The organism is Pseudomonas sp. OTU750018 (assembly GCF_011636575.1).
GTDB lineage: Bacteria > Pseudomonadota > Gammaproteobacteria > Pseudomonadales > Pseudomonadaceae > Aquipseudomonas > Aquipseudomonas peli.
On the sequence record NZ_JAAPAU010000003.1, the window covers coordinates 596,852 to 620,373 of the forward strand.

17 protein-coding genes and 1 tRNA gene are annotated in these 23,522 nt (G+C 56.1%); 1 reads left to right on the top strand and 17 read right to left on the bottom strand.

Annotated elements, in window-relative coordinates; translation table 11 throughout:
- Window positions 1–80: 80 nt before the first annotated feature.
- Window positions 81–1,442, top strand: a complete 1,362-nt coding sequence (locus HCI85_RS18345; RefSeq protein ID WP_167146896.1) for a putative bifunctional diguanylate cyclase/phosphodiesterase — start codon at window positions 81–83, stop codon at window positions 1,440–1,442.
- A 339-nt stretch (window positions 1,443–1,781) separates the two neighbouring features.
- Here the strand turns inward: HCI85_RS18345 and HCI85_RS18350 are convergent, their stop codons facing one another.
- The 17 genes from HCI85_RS18350 to HCI85_RS18430 form a co-directional block, all read right to left on the bottom strand.
- Window positions 1,782–2,693: a restriction endonuclease gene (locus tag HCI85_RS18350; RefSeq protein WP_167146899.1), complete on the bottom strand. Its 912-nt coding sequence runs from the start codon at window positions 2,691–2,693 to the stop codon at window positions 1,782–1,784.
- 18 nt (window positions 2,694–2,711) lie between these two features.
- Complete coding sequence (locus HCI85_RS18355; protein WP_167146902.1) at window positions 2,712–3,332, bottom strand: hypothetical protein; 621 nt, start codon at window positions 3,330–3,332, stop codon at window positions 2,712–2,714.
- A complete protein-coding gene (locus HCI85_RS18360) occupies window positions 3,329–4,033 on the bottom strand; it encodes an F-box protein (protein ID WP_167146905.1) in 705 nt (234 codons plus the stop codon). Before HCI85_RS18360 ends, HCI85_RS18355 begins: the two co-directional genes overlap by 4 nt.
- A 14-nt stretch (window positions 4,034–4,047) precedes the next feature.
- Complete coding sequence (locus HCI85_RS18365; protein ID WP_167146908.1) at window positions 4,048–4,290, bottom strand: hypothetical protein; 243 nt, start codon at window positions 4,288–4,290, stop codon at window positions 4,048–4,050.
- Between the two features lies 1 nt (window position 4,291).
- Window positions 4,292–4,531 carry a hypothetical protein gene (locus tag HCI85_RS18370; protein ID WP_167146911.1) on the bottom strand — a complete coding sequence of 80 codons (240 nt, stop codon included), beginning with the start codon at window positions 4,529–4,531 and terminating at the stop codon, window positions 4,292–4,294.
- A 100-nt stretch (window positions 4,532–4,631) separates the two neighbouring features.
- Window positions 4,632–5,486, bottom strand: a complete 855-nt coding sequence (locus HCI85_RS18375; protein ID WP_167146914.1) for a hypothetical protein — start codon at window positions 5,484–5,486, stop codon at window positions 4,632–4,634.
- The gene (locus tag HCI85_RS18380) at window positions 5,483–7,051 is read right to left on the bottom strand and encodes an AAA family ATPase (protein WP_167146917.1); all 1,569 of its coding nucleotides are present in this window, start codon (window positions 7,049–7,051) and stop codon (window positions 5,483–5,485) included. Before HCI85_RS18380 ends, HCI85_RS18375 begins: the two co-directional genes overlap by 4 nt.
- Window positions 7,041–8,606, bottom strand: coding sequence for a restriction endonuclease subunit S (locus HCI85_RS18385; RefSeq protein ID WP_167146920.1), 1,566 nt, complete (start codon window positions 8,604–8,606; stop codon window positions 7,041–7,043). Before HCI85_RS18385 ends, HCI85_RS18380 begins: the two co-directional genes overlap by 11 nt.
- The gene (locus tag HCI85_RS18390; protein ID WP_167146923.1) at window positions 8,603–10,159 is read right to left on the bottom strand and encodes a class I SAM-dependent DNA methyltransferase; all 1,557 of its coding nucleotides are present in this window, start codon (window positions 10,157–10,159) and stop codon (window positions 8,603–8,605) included. Before HCI85_RS18390 ends, HCI85_RS18385 begins: the two co-directional genes overlap by 4 nt.
- A 132-nt stretch (window positions 10,160–10,291) precedes the next feature.
- Window positions 10,292–10,825 carry a hypothetical protein gene (locus HCI85_RS18395; protein ID WP_241693810.1) on the bottom strand — a complete coding sequence of 178 codons (534 nt, stop codon included), beginning with the start codon at window positions 10,823–10,825 and terminating at the stop codon, window positions 10,292–10,294.
- Window positions 10,822–12,009, bottom strand: a complete 1,188-nt coding sequence (locus HCI85_RS18400; protein WP_167146926.1) for an AAA family ATPase — start codon at window positions 12,007–12,009, stop codon at window positions 10,822–10,824. The genes HCI85_RS18395 and HCI85_RS18400 overlap by 4 nt, the downstream gene beginning before the upstream one ends.
- A gap of 195 nt (window positions 12,010–12,204) precedes the next feature.
- Window positions 12,205–15,681 carry a type I restriction-modification system endonuclease gene (gene hsdR, locus HCI85_RS18405; RefSeq protein WP_167146929.1) on the bottom strand — a complete coding sequence of 1,159 codons (3,477 nt, stop codon included), beginning with the start codon at window positions 15,679–15,681 and terminating at the stop codon, window positions 12,205–12,207.
- A 1,375-nt stretch (window positions 15,682–17,056) separates the two neighbouring features.
- Entirely contained in the window at window positions 17,057–17,890 is an 834-nt protein-coding gene (locus HCI85_RS18410) for a hypothetical protein (protein ID WP_167146932.1), read from the bottom strand.
- Complete coding sequence (locus HCI85_RS18415; protein WP_167146936.1) at window positions 17,887–18,111, bottom strand: DNA-binding protein; 225 nt, start codon at window positions 18,109–18,111, stop codon at window positions 17,887–17,889. The genes HCI85_RS18410 and HCI85_RS18415 overlap by 4 nt, the downstream gene beginning before the upstream one ends.
- 362 nt (window positions 18,112–18,473) lie before the next feature.
- Entirely contained in the window at window positions 18,474–19,544 is a 1,071-nt protein-coding gene (locus HCI85_RS18420) for a site-specific integrase (RefSeq protein WP_167146939.1), read from the bottom strand.
- Between the two features lie 127 nt (window positions 19,545–19,671).
- Window positions 19,672–19,748, bottom strand: a tRNA-Ile gene (locus tag HCI85_RS18425).
- Window positions 19,749–19,763: 15 nt separating this feature from the next.
- Complete coding sequence (locus HCI85_RS18430; RefSeq protein WP_167146942.1) at window positions 19,764–23,498, bottom strand: bifunctional diguanylate cyclase/phosphodiesterase; 3,735 nt, start codon at window positions 23,496–23,498, stop codon at window positions 19,764–19,766.
- Window positions 23,499–23,522 lie beyond the last annotated feature (24 nt).

The window sequence follows — 23,522 nt, forward strand, 5'->3', positions numbered from 1 at the left end:
CGGCCCATCGATAAATCGCTGCGTCGGCATGCCCGCGGGCGACTTCCTTGGCGAAGTAACGGGTCAAACAGGGACTTTTAATGACCGTTCTGTCTGCCTTTCTCAAGCAGGTGATCAAACTCTGGTACTCACCCGATCTAGCCTTGATCGGGCAGCGCCGCGAGCGCCGCATGCGTATGCTTGCCAGCCTGGTCTTGCTGCTGGTGGGCAGCTTCTGGGGCATCTTCTTCAGCCTGCGTGGGCAGTGGGGAGTTGCCTTGATGGACCTGGTGATGATCCTTTGCGGCATGGGTGTGTTTACCCTGACTCTGCGCAACCAGGTGCGCCAGGCCAATATGTTGCTGTTCGGCGTGATCATTTTGGTGATCGTTGGCACCACCCTGTTGATGGACCCGCACACCGCCGCCGCGCCGCGCGCCACGCATCTGTACCTGCTGCCGATTGCCGTCGCTGCGCTGATGGCTTTTCGCGATGAGCCGATCTGGTTGCGCTATGGCGTTGCCTTGCTCTGCCTGAGTTTGTTTACCGCCCTGGCCTCTTCATCCTGGAGCCCGACAACGGCTTATCACCTCCCGGATGAGGTGCGGATCAGCGGCTCCTGGGTGCAGGGCATTGCCGCCATGCTGATGCTGTTTGTGCTGTTGCACATTCTGCAAAGCGATACCGTTGAACGCTCGATGCTCGACAGCGACCTCGACGTAGCACTGCGCGAGCAGCAGTTTGTGCTGCACTACCAGCCTCAGCTCGACAGCACTGGCAAGGTCATTGGCGCCGAAGTGTTGATCCGCTGGCAACACCCCGTGCGCGGCTTGCTCGGCCCCGGCGAGTTTATTGACCATGCAGAAAAGACCGGGATGATCATCCCCATCGGCCAATGGGTGCTGGAGCAGGCCGTTCGCCAGCTGCGCTGTTGGAAGGACGACCTACGCTACGCCGACATCGGTTTGGCGGTGAATATCAGCCAGAAGCAGTTTCGCCAAAGCAACTTTGTGGCGGACATGCTGCGGCTGATCGACGAGCACGCCATCGACGCCCGCCGCCTCGACTTGGAACTGACCGAAACCCTGATCGTGCAGGACATCGACGACCTGCTGCGGAAAATGAACGCTCTGGTCGAGCGCGGCGTGCGCTTCTCCCTGGACGACTTCGGCACCGGTTTCTCGTCCCTCAGCCACCTCAAACGCTTGCCCCTCAACACCCTGAAAATCGACCGCTCATTCGTCTGCGACCTGCTCACCGATACCAGCAGCCAAACCATCGTGCGCACCGTTATCGCCCTGGCACAAAGCATGGGCATGAACGTGATTGCCGAAGGTGTAGAAACCGACGCGCAGCAGCAGTTTTTGCTAAGTAACGGCTGCATGCAGTTTCAGGGCTACCTGTTCAGCAAACCGCTGCCCTTGCAAGCGTTTACTGCGTTTGTGGAGAGGCAAAATGGTTGAAGAGTAGATATGAAGTCGATACAGGTAGAAGCGCAAAAGCCGCGCAATGCGCGGCTTTTTATATGGTGGGCCCACACGGACTCGAACCGTGGACCAAAGGATTATGAGTTGCCTAGAAACGCTGCAAGCCCAGTGAAATCGGGCGTAGCTTAGCGCAGGTACAGTGAGCTGAAAGTAGCGTCGTAGAGCGGGTTAAGCGTAATTGAGCGGAATCTGTGAAAGCTGGGCACTGTACCGCCAGTGTACTGTTTCTGTACCGCAGATCGGCCAACTGAATAGCCTCTGTTTTTCTAGACACTCCCATCGATAGTCAATGGAAAGTGATACCGGGTAAATGGGTTAGTCCTCAATGAAGTAGTCGTTGTCCAGCTCCTTCACTTCGTAAACTTGCTTCACGCTGCAGCCCAGGCTGTTTTCGACCATCAGTCGTGCTAGTTCCACGCCGTCGATCAGCACCACTTTGATATCCAGGCCCATGGCCGCATCGCGGGCGCCAGCGGAGAATTCCGAGGTAGTGATGAACACGCCTTTACGGGCACGCTGGCGGGTGAGGGCGCCGATGAACTTGTCGATCTCCGGGCGATGCACGGTGTTAGTCCAGCGTTTGGCTTGCAGGTAGATCACGTCCAAGCCCAGCTTGTCTTCCTTGATGATGCCGTCAATGCCGTCATCGTTGGTCTGCTGGGTGGCGCGTCCGGCCTCCTTGTGTGAGCCGCCGTAACCCATGGCAATCATCAGATCCACTACTAGTTGCTCGAAGAAGTTGGGCGTTGCGGCGCGCACCTGGACCAACAAGTCATCCGCCAGCGACTTGATCAGGGCCTGATGTGCTTGGGTCAATTGCTCGTCGGGAGTGATGTCTTCATCGATGCTGACTGGCAGCGCTTCGCTGTCAGCGCTGCTGGGCCGGGCCGTATGGAATTCGGCGAACTCCGGGTAGCGTTTCAGCCAGCTTACTGTGATTCGCTCCGGGCCAGTGCTCAGGGCTTCCAGGCCACGCGGGGTGATCTGCACCTGGCCTTTGGTCGGGATGTTCAGCAGCCCGGCCTTGTTCAGGTAAGTACGTGCCCAGCCCACACGGTTATTGATTACTGTCTGGCGGCCGGAAGGCAGGCGCTCATGGCGCTCTGCCTCGCTGAGCTGGAACTCATCAGCAATGCGCTCGCGCAGTGCGCTCAGGCTCAGAGGCGTGCCGTCGGCGACGGCGTTAAGCACCGGGCGCATAACGGACTGGAAATCGGGAATGGCCATAGTCGCCCCTACGTTTGCTCAGACGCCAACAGGTGTATTCAGCTTCTGGCTGGCGCGTGCGCACCAGTCGTCCATGGCTGTTTCGACTGTGTCGCGATCTGACAGCTGTTCGAGGTTAATCGATTTGGCGTAGCAGCGGTAACCAGGAACGTCGGTGTCATTTACTTCGTCGTCCTTTGGGTAGTCCATGTAGTCCCAGACTTTTCCGTACCAGTTGCATGGCTTTGCCATGGGTTTTTCACAGACCACGACTGACAACACCAGAATACTCCGGCTCTGCTCGGCATGCAGGCCGTTGAACTTGCCGGAGTACTTATCGAAATCTGTATCACTGCGCACCCATGCACCGAACATCAAGTCGCCGGGCATGTGATTGTCCCAAGGGGCGTCCTGGCCTTGGTTCTTCAACCAGATCGCCGACAGATCGTAGAAGGGCAGGTAGCGAAGGCCGCTGTTATCACGCTTATCCAGCCCTTCCAGCCCCTGCGGCAGTGGATAAAGGTACTTGTGGTAATAGTCTTTCGCACCCAGCCGATCACGGATAAAACCCAGCAGCTCGAACATGCGTTGCTGGTAGTCGGCGAGCAGGCGATAGGCTTTGCGTACATCCAGCAGGGCGTTTTGCAGGTTGGTGCTCATTTGCGGCTCCATGCGGTGAAAGCGCTGGGGTGGACGTCAATCCCTTGTGGCTGCAGGCCTGCCAGCCAGCGCATCGGATGGGTTCTCAGGCCATGCCAGGCATAGCATTTGGCGATGTCATCAAGCAGACGCTGTAGGCCCGCTGGTGAATCCGGATCGACCTGGCTTTCCAGCGCCTGATACAGCTGTTGCCAACTGCGGCATACCAGCGAGAAGCGTGTTGCGCTGCCCGCTGGTAGACGGCCAAGTACCTCACTGAGCAGCAGCTGACGTCCGGCTTCGCTCGTATCCTCCAGGCCTCCCAGCGTCAGGAGAATGCAGTTATCGCCCAGGTACTTCCCATGCCAACCGGCGAGCAACTCACTGGCCAGTTGCCTGGCGCTCTGCTGGCGTACATGGTCATGCCGTTTGGCCTCGATCAGCACACAGCGCTGTGCATCCTGCAGCAGCACATCGGGCTCGACGCGGGTGCCATCCTGCAGGCGCCACTTCGGCCAGTACTCGATAGCCTGCAACGGGCCGAAGGGCTCTCCGAGCAGCTCTGACAGCACCGAAGTCAGCAGATCATCAGGCAGATAGGCCAGGCGTTCGAAGACGCTGGCGGTCAGCACATCCTCGGCACCCTCCGCCAGCTCCAGCGCGGCCTGCTGATTCTGCAGGCCGGTACCGCGTTTCTTCCCTGAAAAAACTGCATTGAGCATAACGACTCCTTCGCTCAGAACGACGTCTTGCGCCCGCGCTTGGCCTTGGGTGCGGCGGCGCGTTGGACTTTGATGCGCGCCAGTAGCACGCTGGTCGGTTCGTCGTTGGGGCTATTCAAACCGTTCTCTTCAGGCAGCCTTTGCCCTGATAGCCATTGATTAAACTCGCCTGGCGACTTGTAGCTGAATATAAGCTCATTGGCCGCGTAGGAGGTGCCGCCGAGCCATTCTCGTTCGAGTACGAAAAACTTGGCCACATCAGTTGATGTGCTCCTGTGTGAATACATTTTTCAACTCGTCTGCATCGGAGAGTTGGAAGGGTAATAGCTGCAGATTTTTCGGAAACAGTCGGCTGATCGGCGTGCGCCTGATGCCATGGGTCTCGAAAACCAGCAGGAATCGCTCAGATTGTTGGCGTACTGGATTGGCGCGGTTTTGCAGCCAGGCAAACAGTTTTGAGGTCGGGCCGAGTAGGCTTTTTAAGATTTTGCACGACATCCATGGGCGTTCCTTGCTTAGTGTTCCTTATACTAGAGCGGCTGCCACAATTCAGACTGAGTCACCCTGAACTTGCTAGATACTTCCCGATTATTATTTCTTAGTCTTCTTCCGCGAGAGGAGCTAGTTCGTCGGCCATAACTAGTCTATGCAGGCGATTTGCCCTGAGGCAGCATCGTGCAACTGAAGAAAACTCGCTTGAAGCTTTAGACATGCTAATCAATTCAGATGTGAGTTCTTTCAGTGTCTCTTGTTCTTCAGGAGTTCTTTGGCCCTTCGCCTTCTTCGCGATTCGATTGTATTTAACAACTAATTTTATGCACGCGCGCCAAGTTTTTCGTCGAGCGCCGTCGAGGTGACTCTGACTCAGGCCTAGGTACTTGATGGCTAAGCTAACTCGCTCTTTATCGGTTTGGTCCAAATCTGGGTCTGGTTCAACTGTTCCATTGTCTTTGAAAACCAGCAGGTAAGGTTCTTGGGGGTCGACGGGGTCAAGCAAGACTGGTGACTCTTTGCTGACGTCACGTGAAGTAAGGCGAGCCCTAACCGTTGGATCTAATAAAGGAAACCAATCACCTTTACCCACAGTATCGTCCGCATATTCCTGATTCTGCGTGTTGCACAGCGCACCTGCTAGACGATAGTTCTCTAAGTCAAATGCTAACCAAGAATAGCCCTCATCAAAGGTCTTCATGGCTTGTTTTGCACGACCATGTGGTCGGTAATGGTCAACTTGATAGCGTGAAACTCGCTCTCTAGCCTCCGAGTACCAACACTTACCATGGGACATTGTGCGTAAATATTCGCGGACTGCTGCCCATTTATTTTTATTGTCAGATATATATTTCTTCCTGGCCTCTGGGTCAGCTATGGCATCTAGTTCCGCGCTTGCGGTTGCTAAATCGGTCTTGATCTCATCTGGAATAATGCCCCAGTCGCAGTGAACGTAAATCATGGGGTTTTCAACAGCTGTTCAATGATTTCACGGGTAGTCTCGTCACGTTGCTTCAACTCATCAGGAGTCAACGGCATCGCATCGGCTAGCTCCACGTTATCGAGTTTTCGCAGGTACTCGCGATAAAGCTCGTCTCTCTCTTCATACATGAAACCCATCTGGCGCAGCTGATAGTTGATCTGCTCAAGGTTTTGCGTCTCTTCAACCGTCGGCTTCGCAATGCTTGCTAGCTTATTTCGTTGGTCAATTAGTAGCTGAGTTGGCGTATCCAGAGTGGAGGGCAAGCCGAATATATCGGTGAGCACACCAGCAACACCTAGGCCTTTCGGGTCAACGAAAGGCCGATCTACAGCAATGGCGCCGGAAATATCTGTGTGCATGACGCGCACCTCGTCACGAGTCAGGCCCGAGATAGTCAACGGATTGTGTGAAGTCAGAATGATGTGACATTGGTCGGCTTCGGCAGCAATACCCGTCCAGTCCTCAATTAATTTCAGATAACTGTGCTGCCAATGCGGATTGAGGTGGGTATCGGGCTCGTCGAGTAGGAACAGCGCTCGCTTGCCGCGTGACACGCGAATCAATCCCAAGACCATCAGCAGTTGTCGCTCGCCGTCCGATAAGTCAGCAAAGCCAACATCGCCACTTTCATCGTTGCTGCGCTTTACCCAGACCAGCATTTCACGGATCAGATCAGAAATATCCATTGCTTCTAGCGCATAGAACATTTCGCTCTCGTTTTTAAAGGTACTGGCTACGCTCTGTAACTTAGTTAGGGATGGCAGAAAGTTAGCGTACTGCGACTCACTCTGCTGCTTATCGCGGTAGTCATCAATGGCATTCCCTGTGAGAGGCATGGGGTGGAATGCCTGCTCTTTGAACGCGCGTGCTGTTCGGCCAGCGGGGCCGGCCGCACCCCAAAAGTTTTCGGGTAGTCTTTCAGCAGGTTTCTTACTGCGTGCGAACCAAGGTTCACGAAAAAGGGCAAGCAAAGAGTGAAAGCCAGTGATGCCTAGCTTGCTAGAGAGCTCTTGGGTCAGCGTCTCATCAGGAAAGGCGAATAAGGCCATTAAAGCCAAAATGCCGTGGATAGGTCGGCAATAGAAGAGTCGACGTTCAGCCTGCGCCTGCGCGACAAGGTTGTCATCGTCCTCAAGTTTAATAGCGTCGTAATATCTCCGTTGGTGGGTGTCGAATAGTGATTCCAATCGCCGACTACCGCCGGAGTAGTAGCCAAAGACTAAGTCTGGAAACCACTCACTTTTGCGCCTTTCGAATACCGTGCGCTTGACCTCCTTCCCGTCAACACGGATTGGCGGCTCACCTTCTATGTTGCTTAAACATACGAGGACCTTGTCTATTCGATACTCGACTCGATACTGAAAGCGCGGCTCCTGTCGCCGTAAATCTACCCACCGAAAAACATGCGTAATAGCTTCGATGAGATTGGACTTTCCTGCACCGTTCTGGCCTATCAATACGGTGGTTAGATTGCGCTCGTCGAAGTCTACCTCTAATTGCTTCAGGTTCTTGAACCCATTGATGTAGACCCGGTCAAGCCTCATTGTTAGCCTCCAGCGTCTCACCTAGATCAACTACTAGTCCTTGAGCCACTTCCCAGGCCAGTTGTTTGTAGAAGTCCGTTACCGGAAGGTCGGCTACTTTAAATAAGACTTCAGATGTGGCTTTTGAGCCCAAACGGCGGAGATGCTCAGCGAGGTAGGGTTTACCTAATACATCCTCATCTTGGCGGTTCTTGCTCATGGAGTTGTTCTTCTTGCTGGGACGGGTTGATTGGGGCGCCCGCGGCTTGCGGGACTTTTGCGGTTTATTGAGTTTCGCTGTTGTAATACGTTCTAGCAGTTTGCTAGCCGGTTCGTCGTTGGGGTCTTGGGGCACCAGTTCGCCGCAGAAGGCTTTGGCCAAGATGCTTTGGGTCAGGTGGTCAACCCGATTTTTGGCCGATGCAACTTTTGCTTCCAGTTGATCGACGAAGGCGAAGAGTTGTTCTACGCGGCGAACGATTTCGGTTTGTTCTTCTGGAGGCGGAACAAAAACAGGTATTTCGTTCATGTTTTTCTGATTCAGCTTTGGTTGGGCTGACCCGCTAACCCAAGGGGTGATATCCAGAGTGTTTAGGTAAAACGCCAAGTAAGAATTCGAGTGTCCAGTTGGGCTGGCAATAACGTGGGCGTGATTGTTCACCCAGATTTTCCCTTGGGCTATGAAGGCAATAGGCTTTGCGCGAGTGAGAAGATTTGCACCATCCTCGCCAACCAGTACGAATTCTCCCTCATGGGTATATCCGTCGATGCTGTCGATCTGGCCTGTTGCACCAAAATAGGGGTGCTCGCCTTTTAGGGATTCACGTTCTTTGGCTGAAATAGGCCTGCGAGCGCCGTCATAGTTGATGGCGTAGCGCCCCATAGGAACTACAGACCAGCCAACAGGTAAGTTGGAATCGTCGTACTGTGATCCCCTATCTGAGTTTGCCTTTCGCCATTCCTCCGTCAACCGCCCGGAAACCGCCGCGGCGAGGACGGATTGGCGGAAGCGTTTGAGCAGGGCGGGGATGGCGTCGATGCGAGCTTTGAGGGTGTCGACCTGGGCCAGCAGTTCATCGAGTTTTTGGGCGATGCGGGTTTGTTCGGCGAGGGGTGCAATCGGGGCTGGCATTGCCCCAAGTGCCTTTAGATAAATTCCTTTCTGCGCAGTCCCTTTGGCATTTTCCAAGAAGAAAGTTTGCGCTATGGGTGAATCTAATAAGTAGCGAAGATAGTTTGAGTTAATAGTTTCTGGCTTGAGAACGGCAACGCTTCGCTGCAACGTGAACTCGTTGTGTAACTCAGGAACGACAGCGGTACGGCCTAAGGCCCCAACAATTGTTAGCAGCACATCCCCAGCAGAGATGTTGGTTCTCTTGTTCTCGACTTCAAAGTCTTCGTCACTGAGTAGACGCAACTCATCAAAATGTATTTTGCCGTTTTGAATATTCTTGGCGCTTAGCATCGGCTTGCCACTTGCTTGGCCAGCAGGCGGGTTATGAGAGCCATCGACGATTCGATAGCAAACATCTGCAAGCGCTACCATTTGCCAAGTTTCCGGAATATTCCAGCTCACGACTTGTACTCCACGTCAGCCTCTTCAACCACCGCCAACCCCATCACCTCCGCCATCAGCTGCTTCTGCGCCGCCACTTCATCCCCAGCCCCCAGCGCTTTCATCAGCTCTTCCAGCTCATGCAGGGCTTCGGTGAGTTCAGCCATGGCCTCACCGGCCAGCACTTCCGGTGCCGGTAGGTCGGCGGCATCCAGGCTGCCGGCATCCTTTAGCCAGCTGATATCCAACGAGTCGCCACGCTCACGGATCTGTTCGCGAGTAAACACACGGAAGCGGCTGAACTCGCCGATGCCTTCGACGTTTTCGGCGCGCGGGCTGTTGCCGTTTGGGTCATCGCCGTACGCGTTTTCAAAGGGCTTGAGGTGCTGCGCACCAAAGGGCGTGCGCTTACCGAAGCTGGGCATATTGCTGCGCAGGTCATAGACCCAAAGGCGCTGGGTGCAGCCCTGTTCCTGACGCGGGTTGGACTGGGTGCCTTTCTGGAAGAACAGCACATTGGTCTTGACGCCCTGGGCGTAGAAGATGCCGGTGGGCAGGCGCAGGAGAGTGTGCAGGTTGCATTTGTCCAGCAGGTCGCGGCGCACCTCGGTGCCGACACCGGCCTCGAACAGCACGTTGTCCGGCAGCACCACGGCGGCGCGGCCACCGGGCTTGAGGCCTCGGTAAATGTGCTGGAGGAAGGCCAGCTGCTTGTTGCTGGTCTTGTAGGTGAGGTCGTCGCGGGTCGGGCCGCCGCCGCCTTTGGCGGTGCCGAAGGGCGGGTTGGAGAGAATCATGTCGACCTTGGGCAGGTTGGCCCCGCTTTGGCCGAGGGCGTTGCCCAGGTGCACCACGCCTTCTGCGTCGCCTTCCATGCCGTGCAGCAGGGTGTTCATCAGCGCCAGACGGCGGGTGCCGGGCACCAGTTCGATGCCGACAAAGGCGCGGTTGCGCTGAAAGGCCTGGGCCTTGGCGTCGAGGTCGTAATGGTCGTCGGTGTGGCGCTTGATATAGGCGTCGGCGGCAATCAGAAAGCCTGCGGTGCCGGCGGCCGGGTCTTGGATAGTTTCTCCGGGCTGTGGCTTGAGGCAGTTGATGATGCTGTCGATCAGCGGGCGCGGGGTGAAGTACTGGCCAGCACCGGATTTGGTTTCGCTGGCGTTCTTTTCCAGCAGGCCTTCGTAGAGATCACCGAGGCCATCCTGGCGGGCGCTGAACCAGTCGATGCCGTCAAGGCTTTTGATCAACTGTTCCAGGTGGCGCGGTTCTTTCAGGCGCGTTTGCGCGTCGGAGTAGATGGCTGCAATCAGCGGATCTTCGTTCTTGCCCAGGTCGAGCAGCATCTGCCGGTAGTGATCGAGCAGATTGAGGCCGGATCTACCCGCCAGATCCGGCCAGCGCGCGCCCTCGGGCAGCTTGTGGGCGAAGCTGTCGTTGTTCTGCACCTGCTCGTATTCCATCTTGATAAACAGCAGGAGCACCAGTTCGGTGACGTAGTCGCTGTAGTTGATGCCGTCGTCGCGCAGTACGTCGCAGAGGTTCCAGAGCTTCTGGACGATATCGGAGTTGGTCATGGGGCTTCCTACCAGAAATAAAAAACCCGCACGATTTGTGCGTAGCTGCCGGAGCAGTCAGAGGCATGGCGGGTATGTGGTTGCCGAGGGTAGTGGCCAAGGCGGGGCTTTTCAAGGATGGCCATGCGCGCCTTAGTTACCAGCGGGCGGCTGTAATGCTGTGCGTACCTGATTGACGGCGGCATTTCGTCCGGTATCCAGTATCTGCCGGGTGAAGAGCGTTGCGTAGGCGGAGGCGTCAGTGTGACTGCCATCCAGGCGAGGATGCAGGCGAGCCTTGAGCTGTTGGCTACTCTCGTGTTGGCCTACAGCCTCCCCCAGCGTATCGAGCAAGGCACCCTCAAGGCACTGTGGCTGCCAAAGAATGATTTGATAGCCCTCTTTGGCGGCGCGTCTGTAGTCAGCTTCGTCGGGTGGCAGGTCGGCATCCAGCAGGAACAGGCGTCGGTCATAGTCCTTGCCCTGGTATTTGCGAATGGCATGGGTGATGACGTTGCCTGGGGAGCCGCCATCGCCCGCTTCAACCTTGACGCTGATGCCGCTATCGCGTGGGCAGTAGAGCTGTTTCATATGGGTTACGAAGGCACGGTCATCTGCACCTTCACCCACCACTAGCAAGGTGCTGCGCAGAAGGTTGCGCTGTCCCTTGCGCACTGCTCGCTTCATAGATCCGGCACTCCACCGAGGGCGCCCGCCATGTATTTGGCATAAAGGTTGTCGTCGGCTCGTAGGCCCTGAACTTCGTCCAGGCGCCAGGCTTCGGAGCACTGGTCACGCTTCTCGCAGAGGTAGACCTGATGCTTCTGCAGATGGTTGAGCAGCTCCGGTGTGTGGCAGGTGAAGATCAGTTGGGCCTGATGCGGATTGCTGTGTTCGAAACGAAACCAGTCGAGAATTCGTGGCATCAGGTGCGGGTGCAGGTCGTTGTCGATTTCATCGATAACGGCGATACCGCCAAACTCCAGAGCGTGTAGGACTTTTCCCAGCAGAACGAAAGCGGACTGTGTGCCGCTGGATTCGTCGAAGAAGTTCAGCTCGAACTCGTGACCAGCGTTGTTGCGGTGCAGACCGAAGGGCTCGTGCAGCGTACTTGCGCTGCCATCTTCACGGGTAATTACGCGCTGGCGAATGGCGATATCGCTCAGACCAAGGTCAAACTCGCGCATGGCCTCCACCATACGCACTTTGAGCTGGGGCACCTGCTCATAATCCCTCGCTGCGACAAACACCTCGCCATGCTGGAAGTGGCGCCGACCCATGGCGTTAACGTTGCTGGTCACCCGCTCGAAATAATCGATGAAGGGTTGCGCTTCGCGGATGTCGTAGCTGTGTGCAGCGGCCAGCAGCGACGCGTTGGCACGAATGCTTTCGGCCTGGGCCTTGGGGAAGGGAAAGCCTTTTTGTTTGAAGCTGAAGCCTTCGCCATTTCGCTCACGACGGAACAGGTAACTGAACTGGCTGCTGGTTCGTTGTAGCAGAACTTCTCGGAGCACCAGCCCTGACTGAAGGGCGAGCTGGTAGCGATGTTCAACGCCGGCTAGCAGGAAGTCGACTTCAATGCGTGTCTCTTCAGCGGCGTGCAGGCGATGGGGGCGGTAAAAAATCGCGCTGTCTGGGTCGTTATCCAGAAACGAATCACAGACAAACCAACTGAGAAATGCCAGCGGCTTGATGAGCTGTGTCTTGCCTGAGCCATTGGCCCCGACCACCGCTATGACTTTGTTCAGGCGGTTGCCATCGGCTAGATCGATATCGAAGCCGGAGGGCGTGGGTTTCTTGCCGAGGGTAAAGTCGACTTCGGTTTCGCCAACAAAGCTGTAGAAGTTCGAGATACGGATGGATTTGATCATATTCTTTAACTTCTAACGAAATTTTGTCGATTCTTGTCTTTTATGCGGGCTAACGCAAGGTGTTATTTGCCGTCTTTTCATGTTTGAGGGATGGCGTTCGGCTCGACGGTTTGTTAGCGACTGTCCTCTGTCCTAGGACAGAGGACAGAGGACAGAGGACAGTCAAAGTGGCACCCACTGGGTTGTTATCGGTGCTTAACTCGCTGCCGACCACAGGTTGTCATTCAACGCTTCCAATACCCGTTCCAGGTTGCCGCCCAGGTTGCGATCCAGGGCTTTGAGACCGCCGTCGTTACGGAAGGCATCGTTGACCTGCTGCGGGTCGATGACCACTTCATGTACCAGTTGCTTGGCCAGGCGATCCAGCCATTTGCGTTGCACGGGCGTCCAGGGTTGCTGGGCGAAGATGGCTTGCATGGCCTTGGCCACGCGTTGGTCGAAGGGCAGCAGGGCTTCGCCGATGGCCGCCTGGCGAATGTAGCCAATGATGCTGGCGGCGATTTCCTGGTTGGTTTGGTTGCGCCAGGCGCTTTTCAGGCTGGCTTCGCTGAAGCCATGCTGGTCGAGCAGCAGGCGGACTTCGCGCAGTTGCTCGCGGGTCAGATCCTTGGGGCGGTTGACCACCACGCCAAGGGCGGCGGACTGGTTGAGTTGGTTGCGAATAAAGTCGTTGAAGCTTTCCAGGTAGTCGGCTGGTTTCTGGTTTTGCCCGTAGTTCTGTTCACGCACCAGCAGTTCATCGCTGTGGGTGGAAATAACCGGGTAGTTCTCCGAGCCGAGCAGGGCGCTGACGGCGGCGAGCTGGTTGATCAGCTGGCTGTGCTGGCGAACGAAGTTGGCCGCTTGCTGCGGGCCAAGGTCGTGCAGGTGTTTATGTAATTGGGCCGGCTCAACGCCCCACACGTCCTGCAGCTCATCGAGCTTTTGCTTCAGCGTGGGTTTGTCCTCGGCCTTGTGCTGGGCCTTGCGCAGGATACGCATCACGCGCTGGCTCAGTTGATCGAGCACGTCATGGGCGTGACTGCTGTCGTCCTGGCTGCCGGGTGCGTCATGGCTGGCGCCGCTGGTTAGTTCGCTGACCAGTTGCTCCAGGCTGATGTTGGGGTTCTTCACCAGGGGCTTCATGGTGTCGACCGCTTCCAGGCTAGCGTAAAGATCGACGGGATCGTAGATGCGGAATACGGTCTTGCCGATGTCGTCGCAGCGGCGGGTGGCGCGGCCTTTCATCTGCTCGTAGAGGATGCGCGAGCGCACCCGACGCATAAACACCAGGTTGCAGATTTTCGGTACGTCGATGCCGGTGGTGAGCAGGTCGACGGTGATTGCGATATTGGGGGTGGGTTCGTTCTTGTAGCGGCGAATCAGCGTTTCAACCTTGTCGCTCTGGCCGGTGATGATTTCCACGGCGGCCTGGTTGTACTGCTCGCCGTAGGCTTCTTTGAAGGCGTCGTCGAGCAGGTTTTTGACCCGCTCGGCATGGGCCTGATTGACGCAGAAGATCATGGTCTTCTCTTCGCCAAACGGGTCCAGCTCTTTGGCTAACTCGTCGCAGATGACTTTGTCAAAGGCCGGGGTGATCACGCGGCGGTTGAACGACTCGATGTTGAAGGTGAGTTCATCGTCCAATTCGGCTATATCCACTTCGCCGGTCTGGGTATTGATGACGCTGACCGATTCGCCTTTCTCGAAATGTATACCGTGCTTGCTGAGCTGGGTTTCGTAGCGGATTGGCGGTTCGTGATCCACCAGCCGGTCATCGGCCACGGCTTCGCGGTAGCTGTAGGTGAATACCGGTTTGCCGAAGATTTCACTGGTGTGCTTGGCCGGGGTGGCGGTGAGGCCAATACGGCAGGCGTCGAAGTGGTCGAGCACGCGGCGGTATTGCGAGAGGTACTGGCTGTGATCGCGCACGGCCAACTCACCTTCGGTCATTTCCTGGTCGAGGGTGTAACCGCGGTGGGCTTCGTCGACGATGATGCAGTCAAATTCGCCTACGGGCGGCGGGTTATCCGAGCGGAAGATGCGGCTGACCATGGCTTGCACGGTCGCGACCTGGACGCGGGTTTCCGCCTCGGCGGCCATGTCGCCCAACTCTTTGATGTCGTAGATCTGCGCCAGGGTCTGGTTTTGCTCCAGCGTGGTGTCGTTGAAGGCATCGAGCGCCTGCTGGCCCAGGGAGCTGCGGTCGACCAGGAACAGAACGCGTTTGAAGCGTTCAGCTTTCAAAAAGCGGTATATCAAGCCAATTGCTGTGCGGGTTTTACCGGTGCCGGTGGCCATGGCCAGTAGGCAATCACGCTGATTGTTGGCCAAGGCCTGTTCCACGGCTTGAATGGCCTTGACTTGGTAGTCGTGTAGTTTGAGGTAGGTGAAGCTTTCGGTCTTGAGCTTGGCCTCGGCGTCTGCCTGGCTGCGCTTGAGCAGGTCGAGCAGGGCGTCCGGTTTGTGGAAGTCCTGCAGCGGACGGCGTGTGTTGGCCGGGCTGCGCAGGTCACGGAACCAGGTGCCGGACTGTTCGGCGAGCTGCTTGATAAAGGGGCGGCCGTTGCAGGCAAAGGCAAAGGGCACGCGGAAGTGACCGCCTTGGCCATCGTTCCAGGGCTGAGTTTGACCCGCCAGCAGCCAGGGCTGCTGATGCTCGGGCGTCAAGTTGAACTCACGGGCATAGCGCTCGGCCTGGGGGATGCGGTCGGCGATATTGATGCGCTTACGCTTGGCTTCAACGATGGCGATGGGCGTAAGACCGGCGAACAGTACGTAGTCGGCGCAGGCTTTGGGGCTGCTGGTGGGCCACTCGGCGATGGCCTTGTTCTTGCCCTTTTCCGGGCGCGCTCCCTTGCCGTAGGTAAGGTCGAGGGAGTCGGCTTCCCAGCCTGCATCGATCAACTGCTGGTCAATCAAGATGCGGGTCAGGTCTTCGGATAGGTCGAAGCTGCTGCTGGCCTGCTGAGTCAGTTTGGCGACCTGTTGGCTGGCTTGTGGCTGGGCTGCCAGTTGCTGCTGCAGAGCTATGAGGCTTTGCTCGTGCTCACTGCGCAGCTTTTGCAATGCGGCTTCGTGTTCGGCTGCTAGCTGCTTATTGCTGCGTGATTCGGCATACATCTGCTCGGCAAGCACGGCGTATTCTTCGGCTTCCTGCTTGAGCAGGTCAGCCAACTTCTGGTTGCTCTCCAGTTGCTGGCTGGACTCGCTGAGCTGCGTCTTGAGCTGTTCGATCTGACTTTGCAGATCGCGCAGCGGAGCGCTGGGGTCTGCGGGGGTAACGAAGGGGCCAGGTTTGAACGCATGAGCATTCTTGCCGAACGACTGGTGATACCAGATGGCCAGAGCACGGGCGACCTTCAGCCCATCCATGGCCTCACGGTGCTGGGTGCGGAACTCATGAGTGGCCTTGTTGCCCTCGACGCGCAGGGTATGAAACAGGCTGCGGATGTTCTGATCCAGCTGGATCTCGCGGCTGAGCTTGTAGAGCAGGTCGGACTGCGTTGTGGTGGCATCGAACTCGATACCGGCACGGCTGGCCAAGTCTTGAGCCAGCGCCTCGCCGAGTTGGCGCAGTTTGATCAGTGTGGTGTTGGGATCGCTAGCGAAGACCTGCTCGGCTGTGCTCGCAAGCTGCAGGAAAACGGGGTCGTGCTCCTGGAGAAAGGCGAAATTACTGCTGGCTGCCATGGTCGATCCTTCGGTTGCGTTCCACTCATTACGCCAAACGGGCTCGATTACGCGTAAGTGACAGCAGCTTAACGAAGGTGAGCCGAGTTTGGCCATGGCATTGGGCCACTCAGTGGCTCAATGTGTCTCGGTTAATCCAGGGGGGCGGGCAGCAGGCTTGCGTCGTGGCAAAGCCTGACTTTCGAGTGTGAACTCAGGAGGGTGCTGATACGTTGATGCGCGGATGTTCTGCGATTGCACGATCTACAGTGCCAAAATGGACTGGGCACAATTGCTTGTCCTCAATCTGTATCTACTTTGTCTTTAGTCCGTCTGCACTATGTCTGCATTCCGTCTGCATTGTGTATGTAGTGCGTGCCCCGTCTGTACCTTGGCGTTGTTGACAGCATTCAATCGGGCAAGCCGATTGGAGAAACGAGACCCTCTGACAGTTATTCCCTTAAATTTCCTGTGTTTTGGCGATGGAAATCAGTCCTTAAATCGCAGCACTTAGGCGATACACCATACGCACCTATAAGGTGCTGATAAGTTATTGATTAAATTGAAATTTCATCTTTTTTTGAAAAGCCGGCTGTAGTCTCATGCGACTACAACATGCCCTGGAGGCCCCATATATGCTGGGGCGATTGTAGTCCCATGAGACTACAGCTCACTTTTTAACCGCTGGGCTTCGATTGAAGCTAACGCGCTTTGCTTGTTGGCCTGTTCCCCGTCCTGCGGCTTCGCCCCTGGACAAGGAGCAGCCTACTGGTCAGGACCAATGCAACTGACTTGTCAGTTGGGTGCAATTACGCACGTTTACTGCGGGTGGTTTGGCAAGCATGCAGGCCGTTATTGAGTGGTCTCAGTACGTTGTCCACAAGTCAGATGGTTAAAAAGTGAGCTGTGGCCTCATTAGGCCACAATCGCCCCAGTATTTACGCGGCCTCCAGGGCATGTTGTAGCCGCATGAGGCCACATTGTGACTTTGGATATAATACTAAATATCAATTTAATCAGTAACTTAGCTGCACCTGGTAGGTGCGTATGGTGTATGGCCTAAATACAGGCTTTTAAGGGCAGCAAAATACCGTCAAAACACCACGGACTTAAGGGGAAAACTGTCGGAGGGTCTCGTTTCTCCAATCGGCTTGTCCGATTGTGGGAAGCCCTCACTGACTAGATACAAACTGCAGACGGAATGCAGACAGAGTACAGACAGAGTAAAGACAGAGTACAGACAGCAAATTGTCTGAAGCCTATTAGTGACTGCCTGCTTGGGGCTGAGTCAGGTGACCGCAGTGTTGTAAGGCGCTGTTGTAGGGGTTGTGTTGCAGCGGTACTTTCTTTCGAGTGTCTGAACTAGCGGGTAGAGCACCTTCGCTTCCCTGCTTGACTAGTTCTTAGCATTTGCAACCAGTGCTTTTAGCTGGCTTCTTGCAATTGCTGCCGCTGCTTTCGGTGGTGTGGCAGTTGGCACAAAATCTCCCCGTTGGTGGCTTTGGATCAGTCCATGAAAATACTGCAGTGGCGACTGTGTGATGTGGCCTGGGCGGCTCATTGCTTTAGCAAGTTCAGCTAGTAGGAAGCTAGCATCCTGCTCCGTAACATCCTTCAGCATTACGCCGATACGTTGATAGTCGCCTGTGGATAACCCTTTGGGGAGGCTCGAGAGGGCCGTAGTAGGGTTATAGTTATAGTTATAGTTATAGTTAACCCGCCCCCTATCGATAGTAGATGCATAGGGTATAGATACCCTATCGATAGGGTCTGCCTCAGGTCGTGTTAGTGGGTCAAAGGTGCTGGTTATGAGCTCTCTGAGTTCGCTGTTTTCTGGAAAGCGCTGAATAAGATCTTCGATATACAGTTCGCGCCAGTGTTCAGGAAGCTCGCGTATCTGATTAAAGGTTTTTTGTCGAAGCGTTGGTCCGAGTGCCATTCGTGGGTAGTTGTGATCCCACCAGATATGAACCCAGATGTAGCTGTGGTTAGAGTCGTACTGAATAAATCCAGAGTCTTGCAGGCGATGCAATATTGGTAGGAATTGAGACTCAGTATCCCAGCCCATTTCTGATGCTGCGATGCGAGGTACAATTTGATAGGCGCCAATTATATTGCTGAATGGACATGTTAATAGGTAAGTGAGCGTCGCTCGGTCTTCCTGGGTTCTCCCTGCCATTTTAGCTGAGCGCCAGAACGCGGAGTCATTGATCGTCCGCTGGCGGCTCATGGTCTTGCCTCATCTATTAGGCGTGCGATTTCCTCTGTTTTGAAGTAAACGCGCCGTCCAATTTTTAGCCGGGTGCTGTTAAGTTTCTTAGCCAGATCAGAGTTGCCTGAAAGAGTAATCCTTAGTCCGTCCTTGCTTCTATGAAGGATAGTTGCTACTTGTTCAATTGATAAAAGAGGCGAGCCCTCGAATTTTTCAAGTAATAACTGCTCTGTACTCATTTGGGGCTCCTAAAGCTCGTTCAGATTAAGTTATTTATCTGGCGCTTATATACGCTTGGTGAAGATGGCTTTAGGTTATTTTGTGTTGTATTCGTTAGTCAATTTAATGGGTGTAATGCATTTGATTACTACCGTTTACTAATTGCGTGTTTGTACGGTTTTTTCTGTGCATTTAAAGTCTGTTTTTTTCTTGATTTATTCTAAGTTGTTGATTTTTAATAAAATCACATATGAAATATCTTGTTACGAATGGTGTTGTATTTTTTTGCTCGCGCTTATTTTGTATTGCGCAATACAAAACATAATTTCGTATGTTTCCGCTCTATGTCGGAGCGCTGAATTCATGTCGAGGCTTGCATAATTCATGTGTTATGCAATTTAGAAATCATGTCTAATTTCGATACGAGATCTTCAGCCCTCAAGTGCGTGTAGCGCTTGAGCATCTGCATCGACTTGTGCCCGCTAATGGCGGACACCTCCTGGTCAGATAGGCCGCCCTCTACCAGCCGGCTTACCGCCTCATGGCGCAGATCATGAAAGCGCAGATCAGGCATACCGAGCTTGGTCTTCAGTAAGCCCCAGGTTTTGGTGAAAGCGTAGGGGCTGCGCTTGCCGCTTTTGCCTGGTTCACCAAAGAACACCAACTCGCAGTCAATCGGGCGTATAGGGTTGTTCAGCGCTGCCTGGAAGGTCTCTGTTGCCAGTCTGCTAAGTGGGACGGTGCGTGCGCTATCGTTTTTTGTGTCAGAGAGGCGCACCACGCGTTTTTTCAGGTCTATCTGATGTCTATGCAGGGATGTGATCTCTGATGAGCGCATGCCGGTTTCTAGGGCGATGCGAACAATCCAGCCGAGCATTGGGTTGCTGTGATTGTTTACGGCTGCTAGCAGGCGGCGCTCCTCTTCTGCGGACAAGCGCCGGTCTCGGCCTCCGCCGGGGCTTGGTTTGCGGATGTTCCGTACCGGGTTGAAGCTCAATCCTAGGCCCCATTCCTGGATTGCCACGGTGAACAAGTGACTGAGCAGAGCCAGTTCTAGGCGCACGGTATTGTTACTCGTAGTCTTGCCTCTGCTAGTGATTGAGGCCAGGCGCTTGTCGCGGTAGCTGGCGATAATCTCAGCCGAAAGGGCCGCCATGGAGTATTTGCCCAGGTGGCTAATCAGCTGTAAGGCCTTGGTGGCTTCGGCGCGCTGGGTGGTTGGCTTTTTGGTGGGGCTGATTTCGCTGAGATAGCGTTTCAGCGCCATTTCCAAGGTCATGCGCTCGGAGCCGCTGCGCTGGATGTAAACCCCTCTAACCATCTCGTCTTCGATGCGGCGAGCCCAGTCTTTGGCATCGCGACTAGTGCGGAAGGTTTTGGTAGTCGTGGGCCAGCCGGTTTTCCGTACCAGGGCTTTATAGTTGCCTGCATCCGTCTTGACGATGGTGGCCATTTTTTCCTACTCCAAAAGCGTCCCGCTGTACCGGCACTGTACTGAATTTGTACCTTTGGACTATAGGACTGGTCTAGCTGTTTTTATTGCGGGCATGAAAAAGCCGCGCAGTGCGCGGCTTTGGAGTTGGTGGGCCCACACGGACTCGAACCGTGGACCAAAGGATTATGAGTCCTCTGCTCTAACCAACTGAGCTATGGGCCCTCAGAGGCGGGCGGATTATACCGGTGCCTTCTCGGCAGCGCCAACCGAATGGCGCGGGGTGAGGAAGTTTTGTGCGAAGGCGTCCGCATGGATCGCGCGGCTTACAACGAAACCTTGGATTTGCTCGCACCCTTCGGCAGCGAGGAACAGTTCCTGGGCTTTGGTTTCCACCCCTTCGGCGATCACAGTCAGTTGCATGCTACGGCCCAGCGCCATGATGGCGCGCACAATGGCAACGTCATTGCTGTCGTTGGGCAGGCCGCGCACGAAGGATTGGTCGATTTTCAGGGTGTCGACCGGCAAGCGCTTTAGGTAGCTGAGCGAGGAGTAGCCGGTGCCGAAGTCGTCGATGGCCAGCTGGATGCCCAAGCTTTTCAGCTGATGCAGCAGGTTCAGCGCTTCTTCGGCTTGGTTCATGATGAAGCTTTCGGTGATTTCCAGTTGCAGCAGTTCGGGGGCCAGGTTGTGGTCTTCCAGCAGGCTAGAGATGCGTGTCAGCAGGTGTGGTTGGCGCAGTTGAACGCCAGTCAGGTTGACCGACAGCGGGCCGAACGGTGCGTGATGTTGTTGCCATTGCTGCATTTGCCAGCAGGCCCGGCGCAGTACCCAGTCACCGAGGGCGATGATCAGACCGGTTTCTTCGGCCAGGGGTATAAAGCGGTCCGGCGGGATCTCACCAAAGATCGGGTGATGCCAGCGCAGCAAGGCTTCGGCGCCGATCAGGCGGTTGGTACTCAGGCTACGTTTAGGCTGGTAGTAAAGCTGCAGTTGTTCCAGTTCGATGGCGCGGCGTAATTCGCGCTCAAGGGCCATGCGTTCGGTGGCCTGGAAGGTCAGGTCGCGGGTGTAGCGCTCCACGCGGTTGCGGCCGCGCGCCTTGGAGCGGTACATGGCGGCGTCGGCATTTTTCACCAGGGTGGCGACATCTTCTCCGTCGTCGGGGTAGCGGCTAATCCCAATACTGGCGCTGATAAACAGCTCCTGTTCGTCGAACCGGAAGGGCAGGCTGAAGCACTCGAGTAGCTTGTGCGCGACCCGCTCGGCGTCCTCTGCGTGCTGCAGGCCCGGCAGCAGGATGATGAATTCATCACCGCCCAGGCGAGCCACCGTATCGATATCACGCAGGTGGGTTTTCAAGCGTTCGGCAATGCTCCTGAGCAGTTGGTCGCCGACCGGGTGGCCAAGGCTGTCGTTGATGTTTTTGAAGCGGTCGAGGTCAATAAACAGTACTGCGCCCATGCGTTTTTCGACGCGGGCATCTTCAAGGGCGGTGCGCAGGCGAGCTTCGAACAGCATTCGGTTGGGCAGGTCGGTCAGCGGGTCATGGTGGGCCTGGTGGTCGAGGCTGGCCTGGGCATGTTTGAGTGAACTGATGTCGGCGAAGACGCCGACAAAGTGGGTGATGTGCTCATTGCTGTCGCGTACCGCGCTGATGGTCAGCCACTCGGGGAAGAGCTCACCATTCTTGCGTTTATTCCAGATTTCACCCTGCCAATGCCCAGAGGCGCTGAGGTTGTGCCACATGGCAGCGTAAAAGGCGCTGTCATGGTTGCCGGATGCGAGTAGGCGCGGCGACTGGCCGAGGGCTTCTGCTTCGCTGTAACCAGTGATGGTGGTGAAGGCGCGGTTGACTGCCGTGATGCGTTGTTGCAGGTCGGTGATCATCACGCCTTCGGCCGTGCTTTCGAAAACCGTAGCGGCCTGCTTGAGGTTTTCCTGCATCTGCTCGCGCTCGGTGATGTCGCGCGCGATGGTCAGCATGCAGGTATCGCCTTCTATGGGAATCGGCTGAACCGACATCTCGCAAGTGCGCAGCGAGCCGTTGCGGGTGCGAATAAGCGCGCGGAAGTCGCGGACCGATCCGTGCTGTTGCACGTGCTCGAACATCCGTGTGCGGTCATCCGGGTTGTCCCAAATGCCCAGTTGCAGGGTCGAGCTGTCGGTTGCCTCGTTCGTGCTGTAGCCGGTGATGCGGCTGAAGCCTTCGTTGACATCGAGCAATCGACCATCACTTAAGCGGGTGATCAGCAGGCCATCTGGTGAGGCATGGAAGGCCTTGGCGAATTTGTCTTCGGAGAGTTTAAGGCGCTGTTGGGTATCTTTCAGTTCGCTGATGTCGCGTACGGCCACGACCAGCGTAGTGGTGTCATCCACGGTGACCGGTTGCGCGGAGATGAGTGCAGTGAACTGGCTGCCGTTGCGACGGCGAAAGGCGCTCTCGATGTTGTGCACGTTGCCTTGGCGCAGCATGTCCAGAATGCGCGGGCCGATGCCTTGCTCGCTCCACAGATCGAGCTCCGAGCTTGTATGGCCGATGGCCTCGGCGGCGCTGATGCCGAACTGTTGTTCGAAGGTTTTGTTGACAGCGAGCAGGCGGCCGTCGTGCTGATTGAGCAGGGCGATGATGTCCGGGCAGTTGTGGAAGACTGAGGCAAACTTCTGCTCCGAGAGTGCCAGGGCCTGCTCGGTGCGTTTGGTTTCCGTGATGTCGATCAGCAGGCCACGCAGCGTCTGGCTGCCATCTAGGGGTGACAGCGTGACAATGTCGCGTACCCAAACTTCACGGCCGTCCGCAGCGAGCATGCGGTAATCCATGCTGTGATCGCGGCCAGCTTGGGTTTCGCTGCGGCAATAGTCGATGGCGCAGCGTGCATCATCCGGGTGCAAGACGCGCTCGACAAAACCAGGCGTTAGCCAATCGTGCGCGGGGTAGCCGAGGAGCTTTTCCGCCTGGGGGGCAACGTAAGTGTAGCGAAGGTTGCTAGGGTCCATCTGCCAGGCGACTGCGTTGAGGCTTTCCACCAGACCACGGTAATGCTGCTCGCTGTTGCGTAGTTCGTTTTCCAGCTGTTCGCGGTTGTGCATTTCACTGCGCAACCGATGGTTGATGCGCAGGATGCTGACGATGATCAGCAGGGCTGCCAGCAGGCCTGGAAGGCCAAACAGCAGTAGGCTGCGCCAGAATGGTCGTGAGTCGAGTGGATCACTCACCCAGCGCTGCTGAATTTCGGCGATTTCACTGGGTGTGAGTTCGGCCAAAAGTCTGTCGAGTATCCCGGCCAGGATGGCTTGATCTTTGGGCACGGCCATGGCCAGTTGATAGCGGAGTGGGGTTTGGCCGCTGATGACAATGCCGTCGAGCTTGAGTTGGCGCAGGTGCCAGATGCTGGAGGCGAGGTCACCGACCATGGCATCGGCCTGTCCTGAGGCCAGTGCTTGTAAGGCAGCGGCTACGCTGGGGCGCGGCCAGAGGCGCAGCTCGGGGTGTTTGTCGCGCAGAAGTTCGTGGGTGGCGTAGCTGTCGACCACGGCTACACGCAGCCCTCGTAGGTCACGGATTTTGCTGGGTTGCGGGCCTTGTTCCTGGCTCAGGATGACAATCGGGAAGTCGAGGTAGGGGTGTGTGAACGTCAGATACTGCTCGCGCTCGGGGGTGGCCATCAGGCTGGGCAGCAGGTGCAGCTTGCCGGTTCGGGCATCGGCCAGCACTTCGCTCCAGTTCTGCGCGGGAGCCGGGCGCAGAGTAATGGCCAGGCGCTCCTCGATCAGCCGTACATAGTCGGCGGCGAGTCCCTGGTACTGTTCGTCACTATCGATGAACTCGTACGGCGGCCAGTCACGGTCCACGCCCAAGCTCAGTTGCGGGTTTTCGGCTAGCCAGGCCTGTTCTGTGGGCGTCAGTTCAAGGCTGAGGACGGGCGCAGCCCAGCATGCCAAACACAACAGGAGGGTGGCTGCAACACGCGGCATGGATGGGCTCGTTCGCTAGGCAAT